28 protein-coding genes and 1 pseudogene are annotated in these 21077 nt (G+C 58.0%); 27 read left to right on the top strand and 2 right to left on the bottom strand.

Annotated features, from left to right (window positions below; translation table 11 throughout):
- The first annotated feature begins 23 nt into the window (after window positions 1-23).
- The 5 genes from BLR03_RS08710 (at window position 24) to BLR03_RS24690 (ending at window position 2016) form a co-directional block, all read left to right on the top strand.
- Window positions 24-353 (top strand): hypothetical protein, encoded by a 330-nt coding sequence (locus BLR03_RS08710; RefSeq protein ID WP_091251746.1) that lies wholly within the window; start codon window positions 24-26, stop codon window positions 351-353.
- 2 nt (window positions 354-355) lie between these two features.
- Window positions 356-607: a hypothetical protein gene (locus BLR03_RS08705; protein WP_091251744.1), complete on the top strand. Its 252-nt coding sequence runs from the start codon at window positions 356-358 to the stop codon at window positions 605-607.
- A 43-nt stretch (window positions 608-650) separates the two neighbouring features.
- Window positions 651-1001: a hypothetical protein gene (locus BLR03_RS08700; protein WP_091251742.1), complete on the top strand. Its 351-nt coding sequence runs from the start codon at window positions 651-653 to the stop codon at window positions 999-1001.
- 84 nt (window positions 1002-1085) lie between these two features.
- Window positions 1086-1496: a hypothetical protein gene (locus BLR03_RS08695; RefSeq protein WP_139184496.1), complete on the top strand. Its 411-nt coding sequence runs from the start codon at window positions 1086-1088 to the stop codon at window positions 1494-1496.
- Window positions 1497-1791: 295 nt separating this feature from the next.
- Window positions 1792-2016: a hypothetical protein gene (locus tag BLR03_RS24690; protein WP_217639753.1), complete on the top strand. Its 225-nt coding sequence runs from the start codon at window positions 1792-1794 to the stop codon at window positions 2014-2016.
- Between the two features lie 680 nt (window positions 2017-2696).
- On the opposite strand, the gene BLR03_RS23920 is transcribed toward BLR03_RS24690, so the two are convergent.
- Window positions 2697-3566, bottom strand: a complete 870-nt coding sequence (locus BLR03_RS23920; protein WP_175460465.1) for a hypothetical protein — start codon at window positions 3564-3566, stop codon at window positions 2697-2699.
- A gap of 85 nt (window positions 3567-3651) precedes the next feature.
- Between BLR03_RS23920 and BLR03_RS08685 the strand changes: the two genes are divergently transcribed.
- The 21 genes from BLR03_RS08685 (at window position 3652) to BLR03_RS08595 (ending at window position 19330) form a co-directional block, all read left to right on the top strand.
- A complete protein-coding gene (locus BLR03_RS08685) occupies window positions 3652-5241 on the top strand; it encodes an ATP-dependent nuclease (RefSeq protein WP_091251736.1) in 1590 nt (529 codons plus the stop codon).
- 42 nt (window positions 5242-5283) lie between these two features.
- Window positions 5284-6246 (top strand): phage protein Gp36 family protein, encoded by a 963-nt coding sequence (locus BLR03_RS08680; RefSeq protein WP_091251734.1) that lies wholly within the window; start codon window positions 5284-5286, stop codon window positions 6244-6246.
- On the top strand, window positions 6247-6705 hold the full coding sequence (locus tag BLR03_RS08675; RefSeq protein WP_091251732.1) for a phage virion morphogenesis family protein: 459 nt from the start codon (window positions 6247-6249) through the stop codon (window positions 6703-6705).
- The gene (locus BLR03_RS08670) at window positions 6705-7193 is read left to right on the top strand and encodes a hypothetical protein (protein ID WP_091251730.1); all 489 of its coding nucleotides are present in this window, start codon (window positions 6705-6707) and stop codon (window positions 7191-7193) included. Before BLR03_RS08675 ends, BLR03_RS08670 begins: the two co-directional genes overlap by 1 nt.
- A 236-nt stretch (window positions 7194-7429) precedes the next feature.
- Window positions 7430-8551, top strand: coding sequence for a hypothetical protein (locus BLR03_RS08665; protein ID WP_091251729.1), 1122 nt, complete (start codon window positions 7430-7432; stop codon window positions 8549-8551).
- Between the two features lie 3 nt (window positions 8552-8554).
- The gene (locus tag BLR03_RS08660; RefSeq protein WP_091251727.1) at window positions 8555-8896 is read left to right on the top strand and encodes a hypothetical protein; all 342 of its coding nucleotides are present in this window, start codon (window positions 8555-8557) and stop codon (window positions 8894-8896) included.
- 209 nt (window positions 8897-9105) lie between these two features.
- Complete coding sequence (locus tag BLR03_RS08655; protein WP_091251725.1) at window positions 9106-10830, top strand: tape measure protein; 1725 nt, start codon at window positions 9106-9108, stop codon at window positions 10828-10830.
- A complete protein-coding gene (locus tag BLR03_RS08650; RefSeq protein WP_175460464.1) occupies window positions 10823-11686 on the top strand; it encodes a phage distal tail protein in 864 nt (287 codons plus the stop codon). The genes BLR03_RS08655 and BLR03_RS08650 overlap by 8 nt, the downstream gene beginning before the upstream one ends.
- 47 nt (window positions 11687-11733) lie before the next feature.
- Window positions 11734-12747, top strand: a complete 1014-nt coding sequence (locus tag BLR03_RS08645; protein ID WP_139184494.1) for a phage tail protein — start codon at window positions 11734-11736, stop codon at window positions 12745-12747.
- 4 nt (window positions 12748-12751) lie between these two features.
- Window positions 12752-13216, top strand: coding sequence for a hypothetical protein (locus tag BLR03_RS08640; RefSeq protein WP_091251721.1), 465 nt, complete (start codon window positions 12752-12754; stop codon window positions 13214-13216).
- Window positions 13217-13223: 7 nt separating this feature from the next.
- Window positions 13224-13436 carry a hypothetical protein gene (locus tag BLR03_RS08635; RefSeq protein WP_091251720.1) on the top strand — a complete coding sequence of 71 codons (213 nt, stop codon included), beginning with the start codon at window positions 13224-13226 and terminating at the stop codon, window positions 13434-13436.
- Complete coding sequence (locus BLR03_RS08630) at window positions 13436-14476, top strand: hypothetical protein (protein ID WP_091251719.1); 1041 nt, start codon at window positions 13436-13438, stop codon at window positions 14474-14476. Before BLR03_RS08635 ends, BLR03_RS08630 begins: the two co-directional genes overlap by 1 nt.
- Window positions 14477-14503: 27 nt before the next feature.
- Window positions 14504-14824 (top strand): hypothetical protein, encoded by a 321-nt coding sequence (locus BLR03_RS08625; RefSeq protein ID WP_139184493.1) that lies wholly within the window; start codon window positions 14504-14506, stop codon window positions 14822-14824.
- A 237-nt stretch (window positions 14825-15061) separates the two neighbouring features.
- Window positions 15062-16159, top strand: a complete 1098-nt coding sequence (locus BLR03_RS08615; RefSeq protein ID WP_091251715.1) for a CHAP domain-containing protein — start codon at window positions 15062-15064, stop codon at window positions 16157-16159.
- 10 nt (window positions 16160-16169) lie between these two features.
- Window positions 16170-16298: a hypothetical protein gene (locus BLR03_RS25190; RefSeq protein ID WP_302846581.1), complete on the top strand. Its 129-nt coding sequence runs from the start codon at window positions 16170-16172 to the stop codon at window positions 16296-16298.
- A 141-nt stretch (window positions 16299-16439) separates the two neighbouring features.
- On the top strand, window positions 16440-16613 hold the full coding sequence (locus BLR03_RS24365; protein WP_175460463.1) for a hypothetical protein: 174 nt from the start codon (window positions 16440-16442) through the stop codon (window positions 16611-16613).
- Window positions 16614-16864: 251 nt separating this feature from the next.
- A complete protein-coding gene (locus BLR03_RS08610) occupies window positions 16865-17818 on the top strand; it encodes a DUF932 domain-containing protein (protein WP_175460462.1) in 954 nt (317 codons plus the stop codon).
- 14 nt (window positions 17819-17832) lie between these two features.
- On the top strand, window positions 17833-17961 hold the full coding sequence (locus BLR03_RS25185) for a hypothetical protein (RefSeq protein WP_302846580.1): 129 nt from the start codon (window positions 17833-17835) through the stop codon (window positions 17959-17961).
- Window positions 17954-18133 (top strand): hypothetical protein, encoded by a 180-nt coding sequence (locus BLR03_RS08605; RefSeq protein ID WP_091251711.1) that lies wholly within the window; start codon window positions 17954-17956, stop codon window positions 18131-18133. The genes BLR03_RS25185 and BLR03_RS08605 overlap by 8 nt, the downstream gene beginning before the upstream one ends.
- A 93-nt stretch (window positions 18134-18226) precedes the next feature.
- A complete protein-coding gene (locus BLR03_RS08600) occupies window positions 18227-18646 on the top strand; it encodes a hypothetical protein (RefSeq protein WP_139184492.1) in 420 nt (139 codons plus the stop codon).
- 114 nt (window positions 18647-18760) lie between these two features.
- Window positions 18761-19330, top strand: a complete 570-nt coding sequence (locus tag BLR03_RS08595) for an MT-A70 family methyltransferase (RefSeq protein ID WP_091251708.1) — start codon at window positions 18761-18763, stop codon at window positions 19328-19330.
- Window positions 19331-19421: 91 nt separating this feature from the next.
- On the opposite strand, the gene BLR03_RS08590 is transcribed toward BLR03_RS08595, so the two are convergent.
- Window positions 19422-20804: a recombinase family protein gene (locus BLR03_RS08590; RefSeq protein ID WP_091251706.1), complete on the bottom strand. Its 1383-nt coding sequence runs from the start codon at window positions 20802-20804 to the stop codon at window positions 19422-19424.
- A gap of 26 nt (window positions 20805-20830) precedes the next feature.
- On the opposite strand from BLR03_RS08590, the pseudogene BLR03_RS08585 reads away from it, so the two are divergent.
- Window positions 20831-20950 (top strand): annotated as a pseudogene (locus BLR03_RS08585) (ComEA family DNA-binding protein); the annotation flags it as partial.
- Window positions 20951-21077 lie beyond the last annotated feature (127 nt).

Genomic DNA, 21077 nt, shown 5'->3' with positions numbered 1-21077 from the left:
GACGCATAGCTGGGGAGCCGGGCATGACCTCGGCAAGCTGCAGCTTCGAGTCCGGTGAGCAGGCGGCGGTGAAGGTGTATTTCCCCTTCCCCGTCCGCATCACCAAAATCCGCGGCATCGTCACTAAGGCGATTGCCGCCACGGACGTCGGGACCATCACCGGCGCCAATGCAACCGGTGCATCCACCGGAGGCGTCATCACCGCCGCCATCAGCGACGCCCTGAACACCGAGTACTCCGTCACCCCGACGACCAACAACACCGTCGCGGCCGGCTCGTACTACAAGCTGACGTCCGCCAAGACGACTGCCGGCGGCAAGGTCCACGTAACCATTGAATTTGTGAGGGCATAAGCATGCAGGTTGAAGTAACTGAAAATAACAACGTCAAATACAACGATGCTCTCTACGTCGCAGGTTCAGTCTTCGAGGCTGACGAGGACGCAGCCAAGGCTCTGATCGAGTCCGGCGCAGTAGTAGCGGTCAAGGTTGAAGCGGACGAGGCCACTGAGGAGCCCGCTAAAGCGCCCAAGAAGTCGAAAGCGACTGACGCTCCCGCCGCTGAGGCAACACCTGCTACAGAGCCCGAGAACTCGCCAGAAGCGTAATTAATGGGGCGTGGTATTGCCCCGGTCATAGGAGATCAAAACCGTGAGTAAGTTCGGAATCCAACGCTACAAAACCAGCCTGACGATACTGAGTGGCACGACCAACATCGTGTCCGCGTCCCTGGCACTGAATGGTCTATTGCGGGGAATCTCGATCAGCGCTCCTGTCATGACCGGGGCAAGCTTCACCGTCACCATCAAGGACGCTGACGGCTTCACCGTCTACAACAAGGCGAGCATCGCTCCCAACGCGCTCACCAGCGCCTACGTGGACGCCAATAACCAGCCGCTCCAGCTCCCGCTATCAGGTGGTTACACGATCACCTTGCTATCGGCCGGTACTGAGGCCGCGGATCGGGCGTTCGGCGTGGCGCTCCTGATCGATAGGGGATAACGCGCAGACCACGTAAACCAGAGAGAGCCCTTCGGGGCTCTTTTTGATTTCTGGATTAGCTAGTATCTGTGGAACTATTCGGAAATGACATCAGTACCTATGCCCTTTTTTCAGGTCGGAGCCACCGCCATCCCAACGCTCCTGGTGGCTGTGGCCATCGGCATCAAAGCGGGAAACTTGCATGGGGAGGTCTTCCAATCGGCTCGGAAGAGCCACAAAATAGCTGCCCTGTTCAGCAGCTTCTTCTTCATTGCGATAGTGACTGCGGGCGAGTTGTCTGCCCTTACAGCTCTGTTCAAAGGCTACGGGAACTCCATTCAGGCGGCCTGCATATGGACGGCGATGACTACCTGCCTTTTCTTGATCATAATCGAATTTGTAGGCCCCATCTCCAATTCGATGACGGCTAAGGGCGGGTGGACGTTGGCGACAGTGCTGCTGCTGTCCTGGGTCGGTGTCAATCTTTACGGAAACTACATCATGAGTCAGAACTGACTGTTGTCCGTATTTTCGGATTAGCGCATGATGCGAGTTTCGAGCTATTGCTAAGGATTAGCCTCTAGCTCATAGTGGGAAGCAGAATATACAAGGCAACAATTCAATGGCCAGCGCCCTCTACCCACTATTTAAACAAAGCCTGCTCTCCCAGAGCCCGTCAGTCGATCTCGACACTGACACGATCAAAGTTGCGCTGGTCAACACCTCGACTGACTACACGTACTCGAGCGCTCACCAATATAAGTCCAGTGTGACTAGCTACTCCGGTACGACTGACCAGACGCTCGGAACTGTGAGCATCACAAATGGCGTCTTCGATGCAGCCGATTCCACGTTCACCGCAGTAGCCATCTCCGGCTCCAAGACTGTTCAGGCTCTCGTGGTCTACAAAGACACAGGATCGGCAGCGACGTCTCCGCTGATTGCCTACATTGACGGCTTCACGGCAGTCACTCCGAACGGCGGCAACATCACGGTGACCTGGGACAACGGCGCAAGCAAGATTTTCGCCCTGTAACTCCTTAACTCATAGGAGGACCGCATGGCTTTTCCCGCAACAACGGCTCCAACTGCCACCGCTTTTGCCACGTCAGTGACTTCTATGCCGGTGAGCATGCCTGCATCTATAGCATCAGGCGATCTGTTGATTGCAGTGGTCGAGGTTCGCAATGCCGGGACGTGGACAAAACCCTCTGGCTGGAGCGATATCTCTTCGCTCAGTCAAGCGGGTGGGGGGTCAGTTGGTAAACTCAACGGCTTCTACAAGATTGCCGCTGGTACGGAGAGTGGCACAACGCCTACATGGACGGCTTCGACCGGGACAACAGGGGAGTGGCAGGTATACCGTGTCACGAGCTGGCACGGTACAACTCCGCCAGAAGCCACGTCCACTAGCGGCGATGCAACGGCTGCCAACCCCCCATCCTTGACTCCGAGCTGGGGCGCCGACGATACGCTTTGGCTCGCCATAGCAGGGCACAGCGCCGTCTCTACCGCAGCATGGTCAGCTGGCCCAGCGAGCTATTCAGGCTTCCAAATAAACGGCGCATCCTCTGGTGGTTCGGCTGTTTCAATTGCTGGTGCTAATCGGCAGTTGAATGCATCAAGCGAAGACCCTGGGGCATTTACGGTTAGTGGTAGCAACCGCTTCTGGGCAGCTGCCTCTATTGGTATTCGCCCGGCTGCAGGAGCAGGTAATCAAACGCTGTCACCGACGGGTATCACTTCCACCGTCCCCCTCGGCGGCCCTACCCTTTCACCTGGCAACGTCGATGCCTCTCCGACCGCTCTCGCCTCGACTTCAACGCTGGGCGTACCTACTCTGTCTCCGGGAGCCGTCTCCATCTCGCCGAGCGGAGTCACAAGCGGAACGACGATCGGTTCGCCGCTTTTACTTGCCACCAGTTCCGTAGCTCCGACCGGACTTAGTTCCACTGCCGCACTCGGCAGCCCGACCCTGTCACCTGGGGCAGTCACAATCCCGCCATCTGGGCTCGGTGCCACTTCGATAATTGGTGCGACGACGTTGAGTCCTGGGGGCGTGTCTATCTCGGCCGCCGGCGTGGCGTCCGGGTCAGCGGTCGGGAGTCCAACGCTCGTGCCAGGCGCTGTTAGTGTGTCGCCCACTGGCGTGAGTTCCAACGAATCGATTGGTTCTCCAACTCTTTCAAGTGCCACCACGACATCCGCAGCCGGTCTGGGCTCGTCAGCGTCTATTGGCTCGCCTGCTGTGGCGGTCGCCGGAAGCAATGTCATCTCGCCCACTGGCTTGGCTTCGACTGCGACCATCGGTGCGCCAACGCTGACACCCGGTGCCGTGACCGTTACGCCTGCCAGTGTGCCGTCTGCCCCATCGATTGGTTCGCTCGGCCTGTTGCCAGGGAGTGTGAGCCTCACCCCGGCAGGGATCAGCAGTTCATTGGCCTTTGGACTGGCGGCACTAACCTCCACGGGTGGATTCCACCCCGAATCCGATGTCACGATCCTGCCAATTGAAGATCGCACCATAATCACGTCTCTTACATCGGCGCCGGTGACTCTAGGTGCTTTCGAGGAGTCAGCGATCACGCGCCTGGGCGGCGACGATGTGACGGTACTCTAGTCTCCTGGTGTGCTGCCCGAAAGTGTCGGCGGCACGTTCTAGGGTGGACTCATGACAATTCGCGTGAGGATAAAGACACTTGAGTCCAATGCCGGTGATTCGGTAGAAATTTCCGAATCAGGCGTGACCTGCCTCGTCGGGGGCAACAACGCAGGCAAGTCTCAGACCTTGCGTGACATAGCCGTCCGCATGCACTCCCATGATGGTCACGTCGTCGTACTGCGCCAGCTGCAGTTGGAAAAGGCTAGTCAGCTCCGTCTGGAAGAGAGCAACGCTTTTCTTGCCGAAACTGCGGTTTGCATGCCTGGCCACCAACCGGGAACTTTGGCGTACTCTCCAATGGGCGGCGGCACACAGATAGCCCCTGATGCGTTTACGGCTATCTTCGGTATTCATCCCAATTCCCTTGGGGGATCTTGGGAGTTCTTCCTTAGGCACTGGAGCGCCGGCTCTCTTTCGTCGTTCGCGAGCGCCAGTTTGGGGCACGTCGGATCTGGGTCTCCCGCCAGTAGCCCTCTTCATCTTGTCTTTCGAGACGGCGAACTTGAGCAAGCGCTATCTGATCTGGCTTATGAGGTGTTCGGCGAGCGCCTAACGCTGGATCGGGCCAACATGGATGTCCGACTGCGCATGGGCAAAGTCGATGTACCAATTCCACTGTTCAGCAATCCCACGACCGAGTACGCGGATGCCGTCGCCGCACTGCCCTCCTTGGAAGACCAGGGAGATGGCGTCAAGAGCTTTTTGGGTCTCGCCCTAGCCGTTGTTACTGGGCACTCACAGATGCTCCTTATCGACGAGCCGGAAGCTTTCCTCCATCCGGGTCAAGCAAGGGCGCTGGGGCGTTGGTTAGGCGTCCAGGCGAAGAAGCGCAATATACAAGTAATCGTGTCGACCCACAACAGGGATTTTGTGCTCGGGCTCCTCGACGGAGGCGCCCAGTCTGACGTTCGGATAGTAAGAATCGTCCGGAACGCAAACACCAACAGGTTCCACGAACTGCCGCCCAGCGAGATCGCGGCGACCTGGGCCGATCCGGTCCTGCGATACTCCAACGTCTTGCAGGGTCTGTTCCACCGCAGGGTGGCAATCTGCGAATCTGACGCAGATTGCCGCTTCTATGGTGCGGTGCTCGACCAGCTCGCCATCGACACTGGCCGGCGCTCCCAGGCCGACGATGTGTTGCTCGTTCCCAGCGGAGGCAAGCAGCGTGTCTCCGCTTTGGCTAACGCTTTGAGGCAGCTAGGGGTTGAGACTCACACCTTCGTGGACTTCGATGTACTGAACAATAGCGCGACGATTCGGGGCATCGTCGAGTCTCTTGGCGGTGAGTGGACGTCGGAGATAGCGGAAGACTTCCGCACGTTCGTAGAGCCCGTCCAGCAAGGAAAATTGTGGCCGAACGTGAAGGCTATGGGAATTGTAGCCATTCCACCGGGCGAGCCCTACGTGGCCGCCGAACGATTGCTCAAGGCGCTGGGGGAGCAGGGAGTTCACATCGTGCCGGTTGGCGAGATGGAGGGATTCGATCGTAGCAACACCCTTCATGGCTCGGCTTGGGTAAGTAGGGCATTGGAAACGGATCTTCACAAGAGTTCACAGGGGGCCAAGGACTTGGTCGAGAATCTGCTTTCCTCATAAATCCACTTGTCGCCAAACGGCCATTGCCGCATTATGTGAGCAATGGCAACAACCCTACAAGCTGATTCATTTGCACCGGCGAACATAAAAGAGCGGGCTGTTCTTGATGCAGACGTAGCGGCAGGGCTTTCGTCCCTCACCCTCAAGTCCAACCAGGGCTTGGTGGTGGGGGACTTCCTGTATCTGGGCGCATTGGCCCAGGAGGGCTGCGAGAAGGGCGTCATCCAATCACTGACTGGCGCCACCGGTGTCACGCTGACAGCCGGACTGGCATTCGCCCACAATCGATTTGAGCCGGTTACAGCCGTTTTGGGCGACCAGGTGCATTTCTATCGTGCTGCCAACGTGGACGGCACTGTACCGGCCGACAACGCGTTTGCGGCCATACTCTCGCCCGCCGACATCGACCCAGACCAGCCATCGACGTACCGAACCGACTCTACGGGAAGCTCTGACTATTGGTACAAGGTCACCTACTACAGCTCATCCGCTGCCGCCGATGCCACCGACATAGCCGCTGCCACGGCTGTACGGGGTGCTGACTACGCCCACTACGCTGCGCTGTCCGAGATCCGCAACGCCGCCGGATTCGCCCGCAATATCAACCTCAGCGACAGCATCATCGACCTGCAGCGCCGGGCCGCCGAATCCGAGATCAACGCTGCCTTGGTGTCGAAGTACACCGTGCCGTTCACCAAGCCGGTCCCGGAGCTGATTTATCACCTGACGGTAGAGCTGGCCGCCGGCCTATTGCTCATCGACCAGTACGGCACCCTCAATGACGGCTCGACCAAGGACGGCATGGCCCGCGTGAAAGATGCCAGGGCGCAGCTTGTGCTGCTGCAGACGGGCGCCATCAGCGTGGTGGACGTGACCGGGGCGGCCCTGGCTGAATCCAGCGCCTCCGCATCCAGCAACCTATACGACGAGACCACGGCTACAGACATCGAAGGCGGTGACGATGAGCGGATTTTCCGCATGAGCGATTTCGGGAGCCGCTTCTAGATGGGCCTCAATCTCCAGATCGAGATCACCGGCGATAGAGAGACCGTCCGGCGGTTGGCCGCCATGGGGGAGAGCCTGGACCGCTTGCCCGACGCTATGCGCGAGACTGGCACGTACCTGACGGGCTTCTTCTCCGGCGAAGTGTTTGCCTCCCATGGTGGCGCCATTGGCATGCCTTGGCCGCGACTGAGCCCAAAGACTGAGGCGCAAAAGGCTCGCGAGTTCCCCGGCCGGCCGATGCTGGTCCGGTCTGGCCTGATGCAACGCTCGTTCCGGTCATCGTTCACCGACAGCTCCGCCCGGGTGACAAACACCGCCGACTACTTCAAGTACCACCAGTCTGATCTGCCCCGCACTAAGCTTCCCCGGCGGGCCATGATGGAGCTAGACGCGGCCCGTCAGCGGGCTATTGCCGAGATCGTCCGCCAGGCCGTGAATCGCAAACTGGCGGCCCTCTGATGTATGAATCAGCCACCCAGCGCATTGCTCGGTTCCTGAAAGACCTGTACGCCAACGGTCCATTCAAGGCGTTCTACGACGGCGACCCTATCCTCATTGCTGAGTCCAACCTCCCGGCCATCGCCGTACAGTTCCAAGGCAACCGCAACACCAGCGGCCCCACCGGCACCGACCGCGTCGAAGCCGAGACCATCGTCATCAAGGTCATCCTCAATGAGAAAGAGGACTGGGGCGCCGCCGAAGACCAGGACCTGACGCAGAAGCGCATCCGCGAGTACGTCGAAGGACGTGACCCCGCTACGGGTTACTACCTGCCGGAGAGCATCAAGGGGGCGCTCCGCACCAAGCTGAGCCTGGAAGGTGCTGCCCTCGACGCTGATATGCAATTTGAGCTGGGCTCACTTCCCCGACCCAATGACGTAATTACCGCTGAGGGCCACCTGACAATTACCGTGAGTTATTTAGTCGGCATTCCTAACCGCTCTTGACCTTATTCATAAAGCGCTAAATACTGAAGATATGAAGACGTTTTACAAGTATGAAAATCAATCGAAGGAGGTTTTGATACTTGTAGGATTTGGAGTCCTCCAGCCGGGTGAATTCATCACCTCATCCGTTCGCATTGAGAATCCCAGCCTTATAGAAGTAACCAAGGACATCACCAGTGGCTCTTAGCGATCAAGGATACGCAGCTTTTAAGAAACAAACGGCTGCTATCACGCCGGTGACTCCCGATACGTTCGTACCGCTGTACGACGAGAACTTATCGAGCAACCTCAACCTGGATGACGACACTGCCATCGTCGGCCTGAAGTTCGCCCGCCTACAGTCCATCCAGGGCCAGCGCGATCACGGTGGCGACCTGACCGTCATGGCTGAGCCCAACACCACGGCTCAGCTGTTCGACATGTTGCTCACCCGCGGCACGGTGACCGGCGCCAACCCATACACATGGCCCTTTACCCTGGGCTTCACCGATCCGAACTCATACACGCTCGATATCTCCAATGGTGTGACGGTGACACGCTTCTGGGGCGTCCAGGCTTCCAAGATCTCCCCGGTCTTCGCCAAGAACGAGATGCAGCACAAAGTTTCCATCAGCGCTCTCGGCTCATTCCAAGGACGTGAAATCGCCAGCATCTCAACTACTACTCTGACGCTCAAGACAGACTACGACCCCACGCCTACCAACGGCCTTGTCACTGGCGACCTGGTCAACATCTGGAAGGCCTCGGACGGCTCGCTCACCTCGTTCACCGTCTCCAGCGTCACCGCCACCACAGTCGTCCTGAACTCCACGGCTGCCGCTTTCGCTGCCGGCGACATGCTGGTGCTCCGGCCGGCTACGCAGTCGCTACCGGCGCTCTACGCCACTCCATTCACATGGGGACGCACCCAGTTCTGCTTCGGCGCCACTGCCGCCGCTGCACTGTCTGCCACTCACACACCAGTAGAGCAAGGCTCGACCTGGGAAGTCATGCACAACTTCAAGGACTCCAAGGGGGAATTGCGCTCCGGCGGTCTCGACCCTGTAGCCCTGCTTCGTACTCGTGGCGATATTTCCCTGAAGATCAGCAAGATATTCAACGGCCCGGATGAGGTAAAGAACTTCACCGGTATCAAGAAGACGGCCCTTGTCATCCGCTGCTACGCCGCAGCATCCAACGGCACCACCTACGAGCTGCGCATCACGTTCAACAACCTCAAGCTCAAGAAGGGCGGCGACGGTCCGGACCTGAAAGTAGGGACGTGGGAGTACTACCAGCTTGAGTACAACGCTGACTACGACAGCTCCGATGCACAGGCCTGGGACGTGAAAGTCATTGACGCGATTGCGGCCACCTAAGCCATGCCAAGCTTCCTCCAACCTCGCACCAAGCAGTACGTCCTGCCCTCTACGGCATCCAACAAGCCCGAAGATCAAGCCATACTCACCATTCGCGTCGATGCCACCGCCCAGGACCTTATGGTGAGCGATGAAACCGAGGGCGGGAACATCCGCAAGACGGTTGTATTGCTGGCCACCCTTATCGAGAAGTGGAACTACACCGAGCCGGACGGTACGCCTGTTCCGGTCACCACCGACAACGTTGCCCGCTTATCACCCACCGACATCCAGTACCTGGAGAAGCAACTCGAGGCAGACCTGAAGTCCTCGACCGGACTGGATGATGAGGAAAAAAAAGCTTAATCGTTTTCCTCATGGCCTCCTTTGAAGGAGAAGCCATTGGCCTCACGGCATCGTTGGATTATCAGGTGTATCTGTGGCGCCGGAAAATGCGTATCTCTCCACAGGAGGCCGCCACAGTTCCCTATAGCCGGATTGTCCGCGATTTGCAGTATCTAGATATAGAAGCCCAAGTATTAAAGGCTAAACAGCCCAGGTCAGGAAAGTAGGCGATGCCAACCCTAAGTAACAGCAATATCGATATTCTGATCAAGACCACGGCGGACACGGCTGGCGTCCAGCAGACCGAGCAGGCAATTGGCGGATTGAACGAGAAAGTGACCGCCAGCGGCAAGATTGGCCAGTTCTTTGCCGATAACTACAAGGCTGCGGGAGCGGCCTCCGCCGGGCTGCTCACAGTGATGGGCCTTGGTACGAAGGCGGCTCTCGACCAGGCATCGGCCTACCAGCAGAACCGCGTGGCATTCGAGACGATGCTCGGCTCAGCGGATAGGGCCAGGACGCTTCTCAAGCAGGTCTCCGACTTCGCCGCGGCGACACCGTTTCAGCTTCCGGACGTAGTGGAAGGCGCTAAGAAGCTTCTGGCTTTCGGCGTAGCTGGCGACGATGTCATTTCAACTTTCAGGACCATGGGCAACATTGCGGCTGGCGTCGGCACTGACAAGCTCCCATTCCTCATCAACGTCTTCGGCCAGGTGAAGAGCGCCGGCCGCCTCATGAGCCAAGACTTACTGCAGTTCACTTCGGCTGGTGTGCCAATCATCGACTTGCTGGCTCAGCACTTTGGAACCACCACCGAAAAAGTCCGAGACATGGTGCAGAACGGCCAGGTGGGCTTCGCCGACCTCAAGACATCGCTGGAACTGCTCGGCGGCCCGGCCGGCAAATGGGGCGACCTGATGGATAAGCAGTCCAAGACCTTCGGCGGTACGCTCTCCAACGTCCAGGATCAGCTCGGGCGCGTCCTCCGGCAGGCTGTGGGTATCGGGCCGGACGGCGACATCCGTCAGGGCTCACTGTTTGACGTAGCGACTAAGGGGGCCACGCTCCTACTCAACGGTCTGATCGCCGTGTCACCATACATTGAGGCGTTCTTCGGCTTCTTTGAGACCCACAAAGTGGCGCTTTATGCGGTGCTAGGGGCCCTCGGCGGGCTGGTTGTTCTTACAGGCGTCGCCCTGGTGGGCGCCTTCGGCGGAGCCATGTTGCTCATGGCGGAGTTCGCGGCTGCAGGAGCCGTGATAGCGGCAATCGCCTACGTCGTTATCTCAAACTGGAACGCCATCGGCGGCTTCTTTGTCGGCCTCTGGACCACAGTGACAACGGCTACGAGCAACGCCTTGAATTGGCTCAAAGAGAACTGGTTATCGACCCTTGGATTCTTACTCGGCTTCTTCGCCCTCCTACCCTACAAGCTGCCTTTCTACATGTTCGAGGCCATCTCCGCAGTCCTCGGTGTCGTCTCGCGCGTCGACTGGGGCGGCGTGTTTTCCGGTATCGGCCGCGCGATCTCCGGCGCCGGCAACGACATCATCAACGCCATTGGACGCGCCTACAACTACGTCACCAGCCTGAACTGGGGCGTGATCATGGGAGGCATCGGCCGCGGTATCGGAAACGGAATCATCGACCTGATAAACGGCGGCCTTCGTGGCGCGTTCTCAGGCATACCGGTATTACAGGACCACATTCCGCAGCTGCCGCACTTTGCCGCCGGTGTACGCAACTTCGCAGGTGGCCTGGCTGTCGTCGGAGAACGTGGCCCGGAGCTCGTGAATCTGCCGCGCGGAGCGGACGTCTACAGCAATTCGGAGAGCCGCTCCATGGCGGGTGGGGGCTCGGGCGGTGTGACTATCAATAACACCAACCACATCTACAACCAAGTGGATCTCGAAGAAGCTAATGCCAAGCTGGCGTGGAGTTTGGCCAGTGCTTGATTTTTCCATCGACACCCTTTCGCTCTACACGGACTCACACTTCACTCTGACGAGTCATGCGGGACTGGATGCGCCGCCGCTTCGTGTGAGCGCATATGAGAACGCCGGTGAGGATGGGGGCACGATCGGTGCCGCATTCTACGGTTCACGCCTCGTGACTCTCACAGGTACCGTAAGAGCCCAGGACGGCGCCGGAACAGCTGACTACAACCAAGCCCGCCGCAATCTCGCCTATATGTGCCGTATCCGCAAGGACTCGTCCGGCTTTCCGACGATGACGCCATTTAGTTTCACCACCCTGGACGGCGTGGCCTATTCCTTCAGCGGTCAGATCAAGACCTTTCAGATTGACTCTGTGTATCCCACCTGGGGCAAGTTCATCATCACGATTGTCTGCCCGGACCCAAACATCTACGGCGCAGCGTTTACCAGCGGAGCCGTGACCAGGCCCAGCGGCGGTACGGTGAGCTTCCCGCTCATCTTTGACCCGACGTTTGAATTCGGCACCGGCACAGGTGGGAACGCTTCGGCCTACAACTACGGCAACGCCGATGCGCCGCTTCTCATCACCCTGCGCGGCGTCGGGTCGAACCCGTACATCTACTCGCCTCTGCGGGGTAAAAACATGAAGCTCAACTACACGACCACGCTTTCATCCGACGTGATCGTCATCGACATGAAGAACAAGACCATCGTGCTCAACGGCTCAACAAGCCTGCTCAGCTACAAGGACGTGGACTCGGATTGGTTCTCGGCACAAGCCGGCGTTGTGTCTCCCATACAGTTCAACACTTCCTCCAGCAGTGACGGCATGACGATGGAGGTGACCGGCAACGTCGCCTATGTGGGTATCTGATGCAGCCGTCGAAGTTTGCCTTCGAGCTCTGGACTACTAGCGGCGTCATGCTGGCCGACCTGAGCGGCCGATCAAAGTCCAGGCAAATCATCTTGAGTCGAAACGAAGCTGACGATGTGTCCTGGACATTGGATCTCAATGACTTTGAGAACTACTGCCGGCTCGCCCATGTAAACCCGGCCAGTCTCTTGGTGCCTAACAGTACGGAGGTAAGGGTCCGGCGGGGGAAGACCTACCTGTGCGGTGCCAAGTTGCTCTACCGCAACATCACCGTGACTCCGGATGAGCAGTACATCGAGCTGAAAGCCACCGGATTCCTGAACCTGTTCAAGAAGCGCTACACCGCGGCCTCTCGCATTTTTGCGGCCACCCAGGCAACGACCATCGCCGCGACCCTCATCACCGAATCCCAGGCCCAGGGAGCTAACTGGGACTTTGGGGTGACCATCGGAACGCTAGCTACAGTCGGCGTTCACGACCGTACCTATCTAGATGATGAAATCAAGGACTCGATCCAGAAGCTGACCAAGGTACAGGTGGCTCCATTTGATTTCGAATTCACCTACAACAAGGTCTTCAACACCTACGCGGCCATCGGCTCGCAGCGGCCGGAGCTGGTCTTTGAGTATCCCGGCAACATCCGCAGCTTCAGGCTGCCGCTCGACGGCACGATGACGGCGAACCACATTCGGGTATTGGGCTCCGGCTCGGGCACGGACGGGTCAGCCCGGGTGACGGTGGATGACACCAACTCGCAGATCAACTACAAGGTGCTGGAAGACAAGCTCCTCGAGAGCTCGACCATAGACACGGCGACCCTCACCGAGCAAGGCAATGCAGAACTGGCGGCGGTGGCGACACCCTTCGAGATACCGACTATTTCTGTCAACGGCAACGTCGCTCCCTTCGTGACGGATTATCACATTGGCGACTACGTCACGGTGAAAATCGGCGGGTATGGGCTGACGAGCAACATCAACGCTATGTATCGAATTGAGCGCATTGACCTATCCATCGATGAAAACGACAATGAGGATGTTCGACTGTATTTAAGCAGGTAATGCCATGATCAATAAAGCCGAACTCACCCCAGAAAAGCGCATCATCAAAGAACTTGCCGACATGCGGCGAGATATTGAGGCAATGAAAGCCAAGCAGCTTCTGGGGGCGGACAACATGAACATCGTGACTTCTTCCCAGGCCAGCCTTACCACTGTGTACACCGCCGGAATGGTTGGGGGAGTCGTGTTCAACATCTACGCCGGGGTGAAACGCCTGTACCTGGCCGAGGTCAAGTCGACGTTCTACATCGACAACGACCTCAATCCGAACTACGCCTGGCCGTATGGCGCGAGCATCAACCCCAACATGCTGGACGTCAGCCAGCTATATGACCTAGCGATAAGTGATGAGCTGGGAGCGGGCAACAAGAGTTACGTCTTCCGCATCGAGAACACGAGTGCCATATCGCACACCGTCTACATGCATTTAGCAGTCGTATATCCAGCGCAAACGCTGTCGCTAACTTAGGAGGCATATGAACAAACGCATTATCGTAGATACTGACAACGGACCTGCTCTGATTGAGCAGATTGAGGGGACTACGCTTCAAGTAATCGGGGCAACGGCCGTGTCGGAAATATCGGCCGATGACAACACATGGAGCAGTCTCCATAAAAAGCTAAAGACAGGCAAGCTGGATTTTGCTACAGTCAAGAAAGAACATGACATAAGCAGGAATCAGAATTAGTGGCAACAAATGCTGTCGGTGGTGGAGCAGTAGACGCTGAGGGATTCCTAAAGATCCTCCTGCACCAATATCAGGTCGGCTATACAAGAGCGCTTAACGTGACCCAGCGGGCCGCCGGCGCGAACATGAGTGTTGATGTGAATGTGGATTCCTCCTCGTACGGTGGAGCACTCTTCGCCACTGCCTCGGCCGTTCCGTACTTTGGCTACACCAACGCCGTCATCAACTCGACGGTCACGACGGCTGACCCGACCAACCCACGTAAAGACATCGTGGTGGCATACATAGATCTCTCGCTCGTCACGACGGGGACGACGAACAACCTGGGAGCCTTCAAGATCAAGGTGGTGCCCGGTACGGCGGCCGCCAGTCCGGTTGACCCATCCGGTGCCACTATCCAGGCCAGCATCGGAGCCGGCAACCCTTACGTCTCACTCGCGCGCGTATCGCTCACCGCGGCCTTGGGCAGCATTACCAACGCGGTCATCACCGACCTCCGCACGCCGGCGGCTCTGGCAATGAACTATCTCTATGGTGGCTCCAGCAACACCAAGGGCCATCTGGTGCCGAACCAGGCAGACGGAACGGTGGTGACGACGACGGATACGAACAGCGTGAGTGCGGCGATGCTAACTACGAACGCCATTACCCTCGGCTATGCGCAGATAACGGCTGCCGACTTCACCACGGCCAGTACCAGCGCCGTACAAGTTACGGGCCTCACAGCCGCCGTCACCATACCCGCCGGAGGACGGAAAATTAAGATTACGGCCTATTCTGGGACTATATATTCAAACGCCTCAGCTCATGTAGTTGTGACAATTTGGGATGGGACCGTGGGTTCGGGTACGCAGCTAAGCGCGAACGACTTTAACAATGGGGGGACAACATCTATCACGGGCCTGGGCGCGTGTATGGCAGTAGTTACTCCGTCTGCCGGAGCCAAGACATACAATGTTGGGTTTCATGTATCGGCGGGCACGGGGCATTTTGTTGCCAGCGCAACTGCTCCAGCCTTCATTCTGGTGGAAGCCATTTAGATCGCTATGCCAACAGATTCAGACAAAATGCAACAGACCGACCACGACACACTTATTCGTGTCGAGACAAAGGTCGATAGCTTGGTGAACGAAGTCAAAGCCTCCAGCACGCTGTTGGGCGACAGGGTGGCCGACCATGAACTTCGTCTTCGGTCTATCGAGAAGATTCACGACCAAGTAGACCCAATAGAGTCGTCCAAGCAACTCGACGCGCTCGTAACCGCTCAGTCCACCTCTGGTGCGGAGCGTCGAACCATAGCTGGCCTCTCAGCTGCCGTCGCCGCCTTGGTCACGCTCCTTGCATCCATCGCCGCAGCTGTATCTGGAATAGTCAGCATTCACAAATAGACGCTCTTGTAATTCCTAGCGCAAGCTACATACTGAAATTACATAAGAGGATAACGCCGTGTTTGGCCGAAGTAACAAGGAAATAGTCCGCCGCCTCGAACAGCTAGAGCGCAAAGTCGATCAGCAAAGCACGGCCCACTCCGCCCTCATGAATCAGATGGGCGAACTGCACTCAGCCTTCCGTGAGGGCTTCCAGAAACTGCACGAGCGTATCTCGTTCAATAACCGGCCCCGCCCATGACTTACGACCAGTTCGTTGCAACATGGACAGGCAAAGCCGCTGACTTCGACGGTGTATATGGCGCCCAGTGCGTCGATTTGTTCAACTTCTACAACCGTGACGTCGTCGGCCAGGACTTCGTACCTACCCCGACCACCGGGGGAGCGGCCGACCTGTGGAACGACTATCCCAGTCTCCCTGGCTACAAGAAGGTTGCCAACACTCCGGACGGCGTTCCGCCTAAAGCCGCGGTCGTCATCTGGGCGGCCAATACCAAAGTCACCGGCGCGGCCGGCCATGTCGGCATGGCATCGGGTGAGGGCGACGCGACCTACTTCGTTTCGTTCGACCAGAACTATCCGACCGGCTCACTGCCACACATGCAGCGGCACAGCTATGACGGAGTGCTCGGCTGGTACATACCAAATAATCAAGGAGGTGATGAAGTGATCACAGATGCAGACAACGAATATTGGCGCTGGAACAAGCTGTTTCGGCAGATACGGGGCAGGGATGCCAGCCGCGACGAGTTCCGCCAGGCCGCGGTGGGTCGCACCTGGCTACAAGCGCTGGAGATTCTGTCAGATGACCAGGAGGCCGACGCTGCTTCGCATGCCCAGGAAGTCGGGCAGGTAGCAGTTCGCGATGACTGGCAAGGCCAGATAAGCGGCTTAGTTACCAAAGTGACCGACCTGACCGCTCAAGCCCAAGCCCAGGGCCGCACCATCGACGCTCTCCACTCCGAAGCGGCAAAGAGCGACAGCACCACTGCCGGCCTGAATAAACAGATAGAAACGCTTGAGGCAGCACTCAGGGCCGCACAAGCGACTCTGCCGGTTCAGTCGCCTAGTTCTACCACTCCCAGTGTTCCCGCAATCCCTGCGGCTCCTGGTGAGCCCAAGTGGGCAAATCTAGCGAAGCAACTGCGTGACTTCTTCGGCACCACCCAGGGACGTGCAGGCCTCGGTATAGCCGCCACCGTCGTGACCCCTATCGTGATGGCGCTCCAAAACTTCCACTCGGACAACGCCGCTCTCGCCGCTGCCGTGCTGGCCGCGGTTACTTTGCTCAACACCGTCAAAGACGCGCTCAACCCTAACGTCCCCAATAAGTAAGGAGATTCCCATGGACATGAACGAAGCCAGCAAAATTACTGAGAAGATCAAAGCTAACACGGTCTATAAGGCCTTCAAGCTGGTGTTCGATATTCTCAGCAAGCCAATAATTGATCTTCTAAACAAGCTCTCAAAGTAGTACTCTATTCACGGAGTTCAGTGTGAGTGCAGGTAGCAGCCCTGGCAGAAATGCCGGGGCTTTTTATTGCCCTTTTAACGCAAGTGGAATTGGTTCATAGTTCTAATTGTCCCAATGCCGCCCCTTGAAAGGCTAATACACATGGATATAGATAAAGCCACCGACGAGCTAGTCGAGCTGGCAAATGAGCTGCACGACAAGAGCTCGCAGCCCCACGCTCAGGCGGAGGCTAAACAGCTGGCTCTCACGCTCTTCATCGAGGCCGCCAACGTTTACGGCTGGTATGCGAACGGGGCCTGCAATGGACCCGACTGAGGCGCTGACAGAACTCCGCGCTCGTACTTTCTACGCACAGGCCCACCGAGATGATGGGCTGGAGTTTCCAGACGTAGATACCGAAGAGAACTATGCCCGCATCGTAGAGCTGATTCTGGCGCTCGATGCTTGGCTAACTCATGGCGGCTTCTTGCCCTCTCAGTGGACTCAGACCCGCATCAGCGGATGGTAATCCAAACCCCACGAAAAACCCGGCGCTTCCGTGCGCCCAAAAACAGATAGGAGCCATCATGGCTCACGAAGTAGAAGACATGTTCAGCGTCCGGGAGTTGCCTTGGCATGGCCTTGGCACTGTTCTTCCCGAATATCCGAAGTCCAAGCAGGAGCTGCTCGAAGCAGCCGGCCTGGATTGGGAGGTCGGCGAACTGCCGGTCGAAGTCCCGCTGCCCAACGGTCAACGCCTCATGGCGCTCGACAAGAAGGGCATTGTCCGGCTGAGTGACAACACGTTGCTGTCCATCATGGGCGGTACGTACCAGCCGATCCAACCGGCTCAGCTCGTCGATTTCGCCTACAGCCTGCTGGATGCAGAGGAGGGGTCAATCCTCTTCGAGACTGCCATCAGCATGGCCGGCGGCAAGGTCAACACGTTGCTGGCCCGCATCCCCAAAGAAGTGAAGATCGGGGGAGAAGACGCGGTAGATCTCTACCTGTCGTTCGTAAACTCCCACGATGGTTCGCTGCGGTTCGGCGTCCACGTCACGCCTATCCGGGTGGTCTGCCGCAACACGCTCAACCTGTCGCTCAAGTCGGCTATGCAGTCGTGGAGCGTCAAGCACAGCGCTTCGGCTCTGACCTCGATTGATGAGGCTCGCCGGACGTTGAACCTCTCCTGGCAATACGCGGACGAGTTCGAGAAGGGCATGAACACCCTGCTCGACCAGGAGTTCACGAAGCGCCAGTTCGAGGACATGGTGCGCAAGCTCTTCCCGAAGACGGCCAAGGAAACTGCCCCGTTCTCGAAAGAGCAATATTCCCTCATTGGGTTGCTGGAAAGCTCGCCGACCATCGACGACGGATTCCGGTACACCAAGTACGGCGCTCTCAACGCCGTCACGGAGTTCCAGGACTGGAACACCCGCTACAACGAGGGCGAAGCCTCCATCGAGGAGAAGCGAACCCTCAACGTACTGTTCGGTCGAGCGAAAGCTGCGGCCGACAAGACCTACGCCTACCTTGCCTGAAAGGGGTGAGAATCATGGCTGAAAACGAAACCGAAGTGTGGATCTCTCCGCGAAAGGCGAAGTACATCGCCAATCGGGAAGCCTTCATGGCCTACCTGCTGGAGCGCGGCGACAAGCCCGTTGAGGACGAGACCGATGGCTGAGTTCCCAGAACCGCACCTCCCGCTCTCGCCCGGCGACCCTCACTGGGTCATCAAGCGCGACCTCGCCCATATCATCGAGCGCTACACCGCCCTTGGCGACCAAGAGACCGCCGATGAATACCAGGACATTCTCTCGAAGTACACGGGGGAACATCCCACCAAATTGTTCTAAACCCCACGAATTCGTTGGGTTTAGAACCGCCTGCCCCCGGCGTAATGGGGGTTTTTAAGTTGTGTTAAGTTGGAATCATAAGAGATTTTATTCATGCCTAAATTGCCGGTTGAATCCGAAGAAATCGTCATGCGGCGGATAACGAGCCATCTGCAATCGCATTGGCCGAACGCGCTCTATCACGTCGACTTTGGCTCGGGTGCGAACTTGACCAAGGCCCAGGCAGGCAAGCAGATCATGCTCAACGGCCGCCGCGGGCATCCTGACATTGTGATCTACGAGGTCCGCGGCAGTTTCGCGGGCCTAGCCATAGAGGTGAAGCGCGAGAGTGAGCGGATCTACAAGCGTGACGGCACGCCGGTCACGGAGCATGTCGGCGAACAGATGAAGTACCTGGGGGAGATGGCCGCCCGCGGCTGGTATGCCGTGTTCGGCGTCGGAGCCCCCGACTGCATCCAGCTGATCGACGACTATCTGGGCGGCAAACTAGAACCAGAATCTGACCAGGATTAGCTCTGTTTTCTAATCTAGTTTAATCCTTAATCCGGGCTCTTTTCTGAACTGACAGCTAAAGCACTTTACGGCGATCCTTAGTTCCATCATCAATGGATAAGGGAGCTGCAAAGAGTGAAAAAGTACTCAGTGATTTACGCTGATCCGCCATGGGAATATCGGCAGTCCGGTGGCATAACTAACTCTCGTGGGATGGCTAAGCAGCACTATCCTACGATGAGGACCAGGGACATTTGCGACCTCGCTATTTCAGAACTGGCCGATGAGCAGTGTGTGCTATTTATGTGGGCAACTTTCCCAAACATCTTTGAAGCTGAGAAGGTGATGGAGGCATGGGGGTTCGAGTACAAGACAGCCGCATTCTTGTGGGTTAAGCAAAATAGGAAGACGCCGAGCTTGTTCTGGGGGATGGGGGCCTACACCAGGGCCAACGCCGAAGTTTGCCTGCTGGGTATCAAGAAAGGTACTAGAGCGACGGAGGTCGTTAAGCAGCGGAACGTGCACCAGGTAATCCTCGCTCCTGTTACGCGCCACTCCGAGAAGCCGCAGGAGGCACGTGACCGCATTACGAGTCTCATGGGCGACGTTTCCCGGGTTGAGCTGTTCGCCCGTAAGGCCACCGAGGGATGGGATGTCTGGGGCAACGAAGTTGAGAACGACATCGAGCTGACCGAAGCCGCATGAACCATGGAACTCGACCAAGCCTGGATAGAGCACCAGCTGGCGAACGCTCCTGAGCTGCCGCCCGACCGTAGAGCCAGGATCGCTCGGCTCCTCAATTCCACAAAATCTCGTAGTACTTCGGGTCAAACCGCTTCGCCGCCGTTACAGGTTTCGGAAACACTTTCACCGCCTGAATCACCTCTCGAAGAATCGCCCGCTTCTGAGGCAGCGTAGTCATAGCCCACGCATCTCTCACCCCAGCGCCGACCGGAGCTTTCATAGTCTGGCGGCGCTTTTCTTGTGAGCGCTGAGCCTTGAGCTCGTTCAGCACAGCTTCCTTGCGAGCCTGGGCGGTGAAGAATACGGAGTCGGATATCCGGCCGGCCGTCCACTCGTCGATGAGATTGCTTAGGGACTTCTCGGCTTCCTGGATTGAGTTATCCACACCCATATCGAGCACATCCTCGGAATGGTCGGTCAGCTCCTGCCGTTCCAGATATTGCAGCACCGCTTTTTCCACATGAGCGTCTATCGGGTTGGCCTTCCGCCGCGTCCGTCCACATCCCCTATCCGTGGGACAGCGATACTCCGGCGCTCCCTTTGAAAATGCCCCCGTCATACGAGCACTACATGGGCAGGCCAGGAATCCACTCAGCAGATACTTGCGGTCAACCCGCCCACCGTTGGCCTGCCGGCTAGTGTCCGTGAGGACGGCCGTGACCGCCTCCCAAGTCTCCATATCCAGCACCGGCTCCCACGAAGCTTTGACCGGCTCGCCGTCGTCGCCCATGAGCAGAGCGCCCTTGTAAGCTCGCAGTCCGGCATTGCGAGGGCTCAGGAGCATTGACCGCAGTACTGTGCGGTTCCACTTCAAGCTCTTGCCAGGGGTTGGTATGCCCCGAGAATCGAAGTCTCGGCAGATGCCTATGAGCGTGTCGCCGTCCATGATCCGCTGCGCAGCCTCTCGGAGTACTGCCGCTTGGGCGGGGTCAATACTGCGGTGGTCGGACTGGTAGCCGTAGGGCTTGGCCCCACCCCCGCTGAGGCCGCCGGACTGGGCACGTTGGAGCTGAGCGCGAGCGACTCGGCGAGCGGTATCAGAGCTGGACTTGGAAGCGAAGCTCACCATCAGCCTGGCTAGGAATCTTCCGTCCGGCGTGGAGAGGTCGATGTCGGCCTGGCAAGTGGCGAACGCAAGTGGGCGTTGATCGTAGAGGTCGATGAGCCGTTCGAGGTCTTTGGGCTTGCGGGCGAGACGGTCGCAGTCCCACACGGCCACACCATCAACCACGCCGGTTTCTAGGTCTGCCAGTAGACGCTCAAACTCCGGGCGGACTACGTTCTTGTAAGCGCTGACGTTGTTATCGACGTACATATCAGCCAGCGCCCAGCCCTTGCGCTTCACCAGGGCAGCGATGTCCTCAGTCTGACGGGTGACGCCGGCAGCCGTACCGTCGTCATCGAAGCTGATCCTGGCGTACCCGGCGACCCTCATATAGCAAGGATACGGCTAGGGCAGTTCAGAGCATAGTGGTCTGGCGGGCGCAGCACGGGCGGTTCAAGACCGTGCAGGAGCTTGATGCGGTGGACGGCATAGGCCCGAAGTTGCTCGAGGCCCTGTTGCCGTTAGTGAGCGTTTGAAATGGCCCGGAGTGAAACTGACGTGCCGCGGAATGAAGCTGATACGGTGCGGCCAGGCGTGGAGGGGAGCACCGGGCGGGGTCCTGCGTCCGGCGGAGGCAACCTCTGGCAGCGCTATGCCGACGCG

It is taken from the genome of Arthrobacter sp. ok909, assembly GCF_900104405.1.
In the GTDB taxonomy this organism is placed as follows: Bacteria; Actinomycetota; Actinomycetes; order Actinomycetales; family Micrococcaceae; genus Arthrobacter; species Arthrobacter humicola.
Note: the sequence above shows the minus strand (reverse complement) of the source record. Positions and strands in the feature narration are given on the sequence as shown.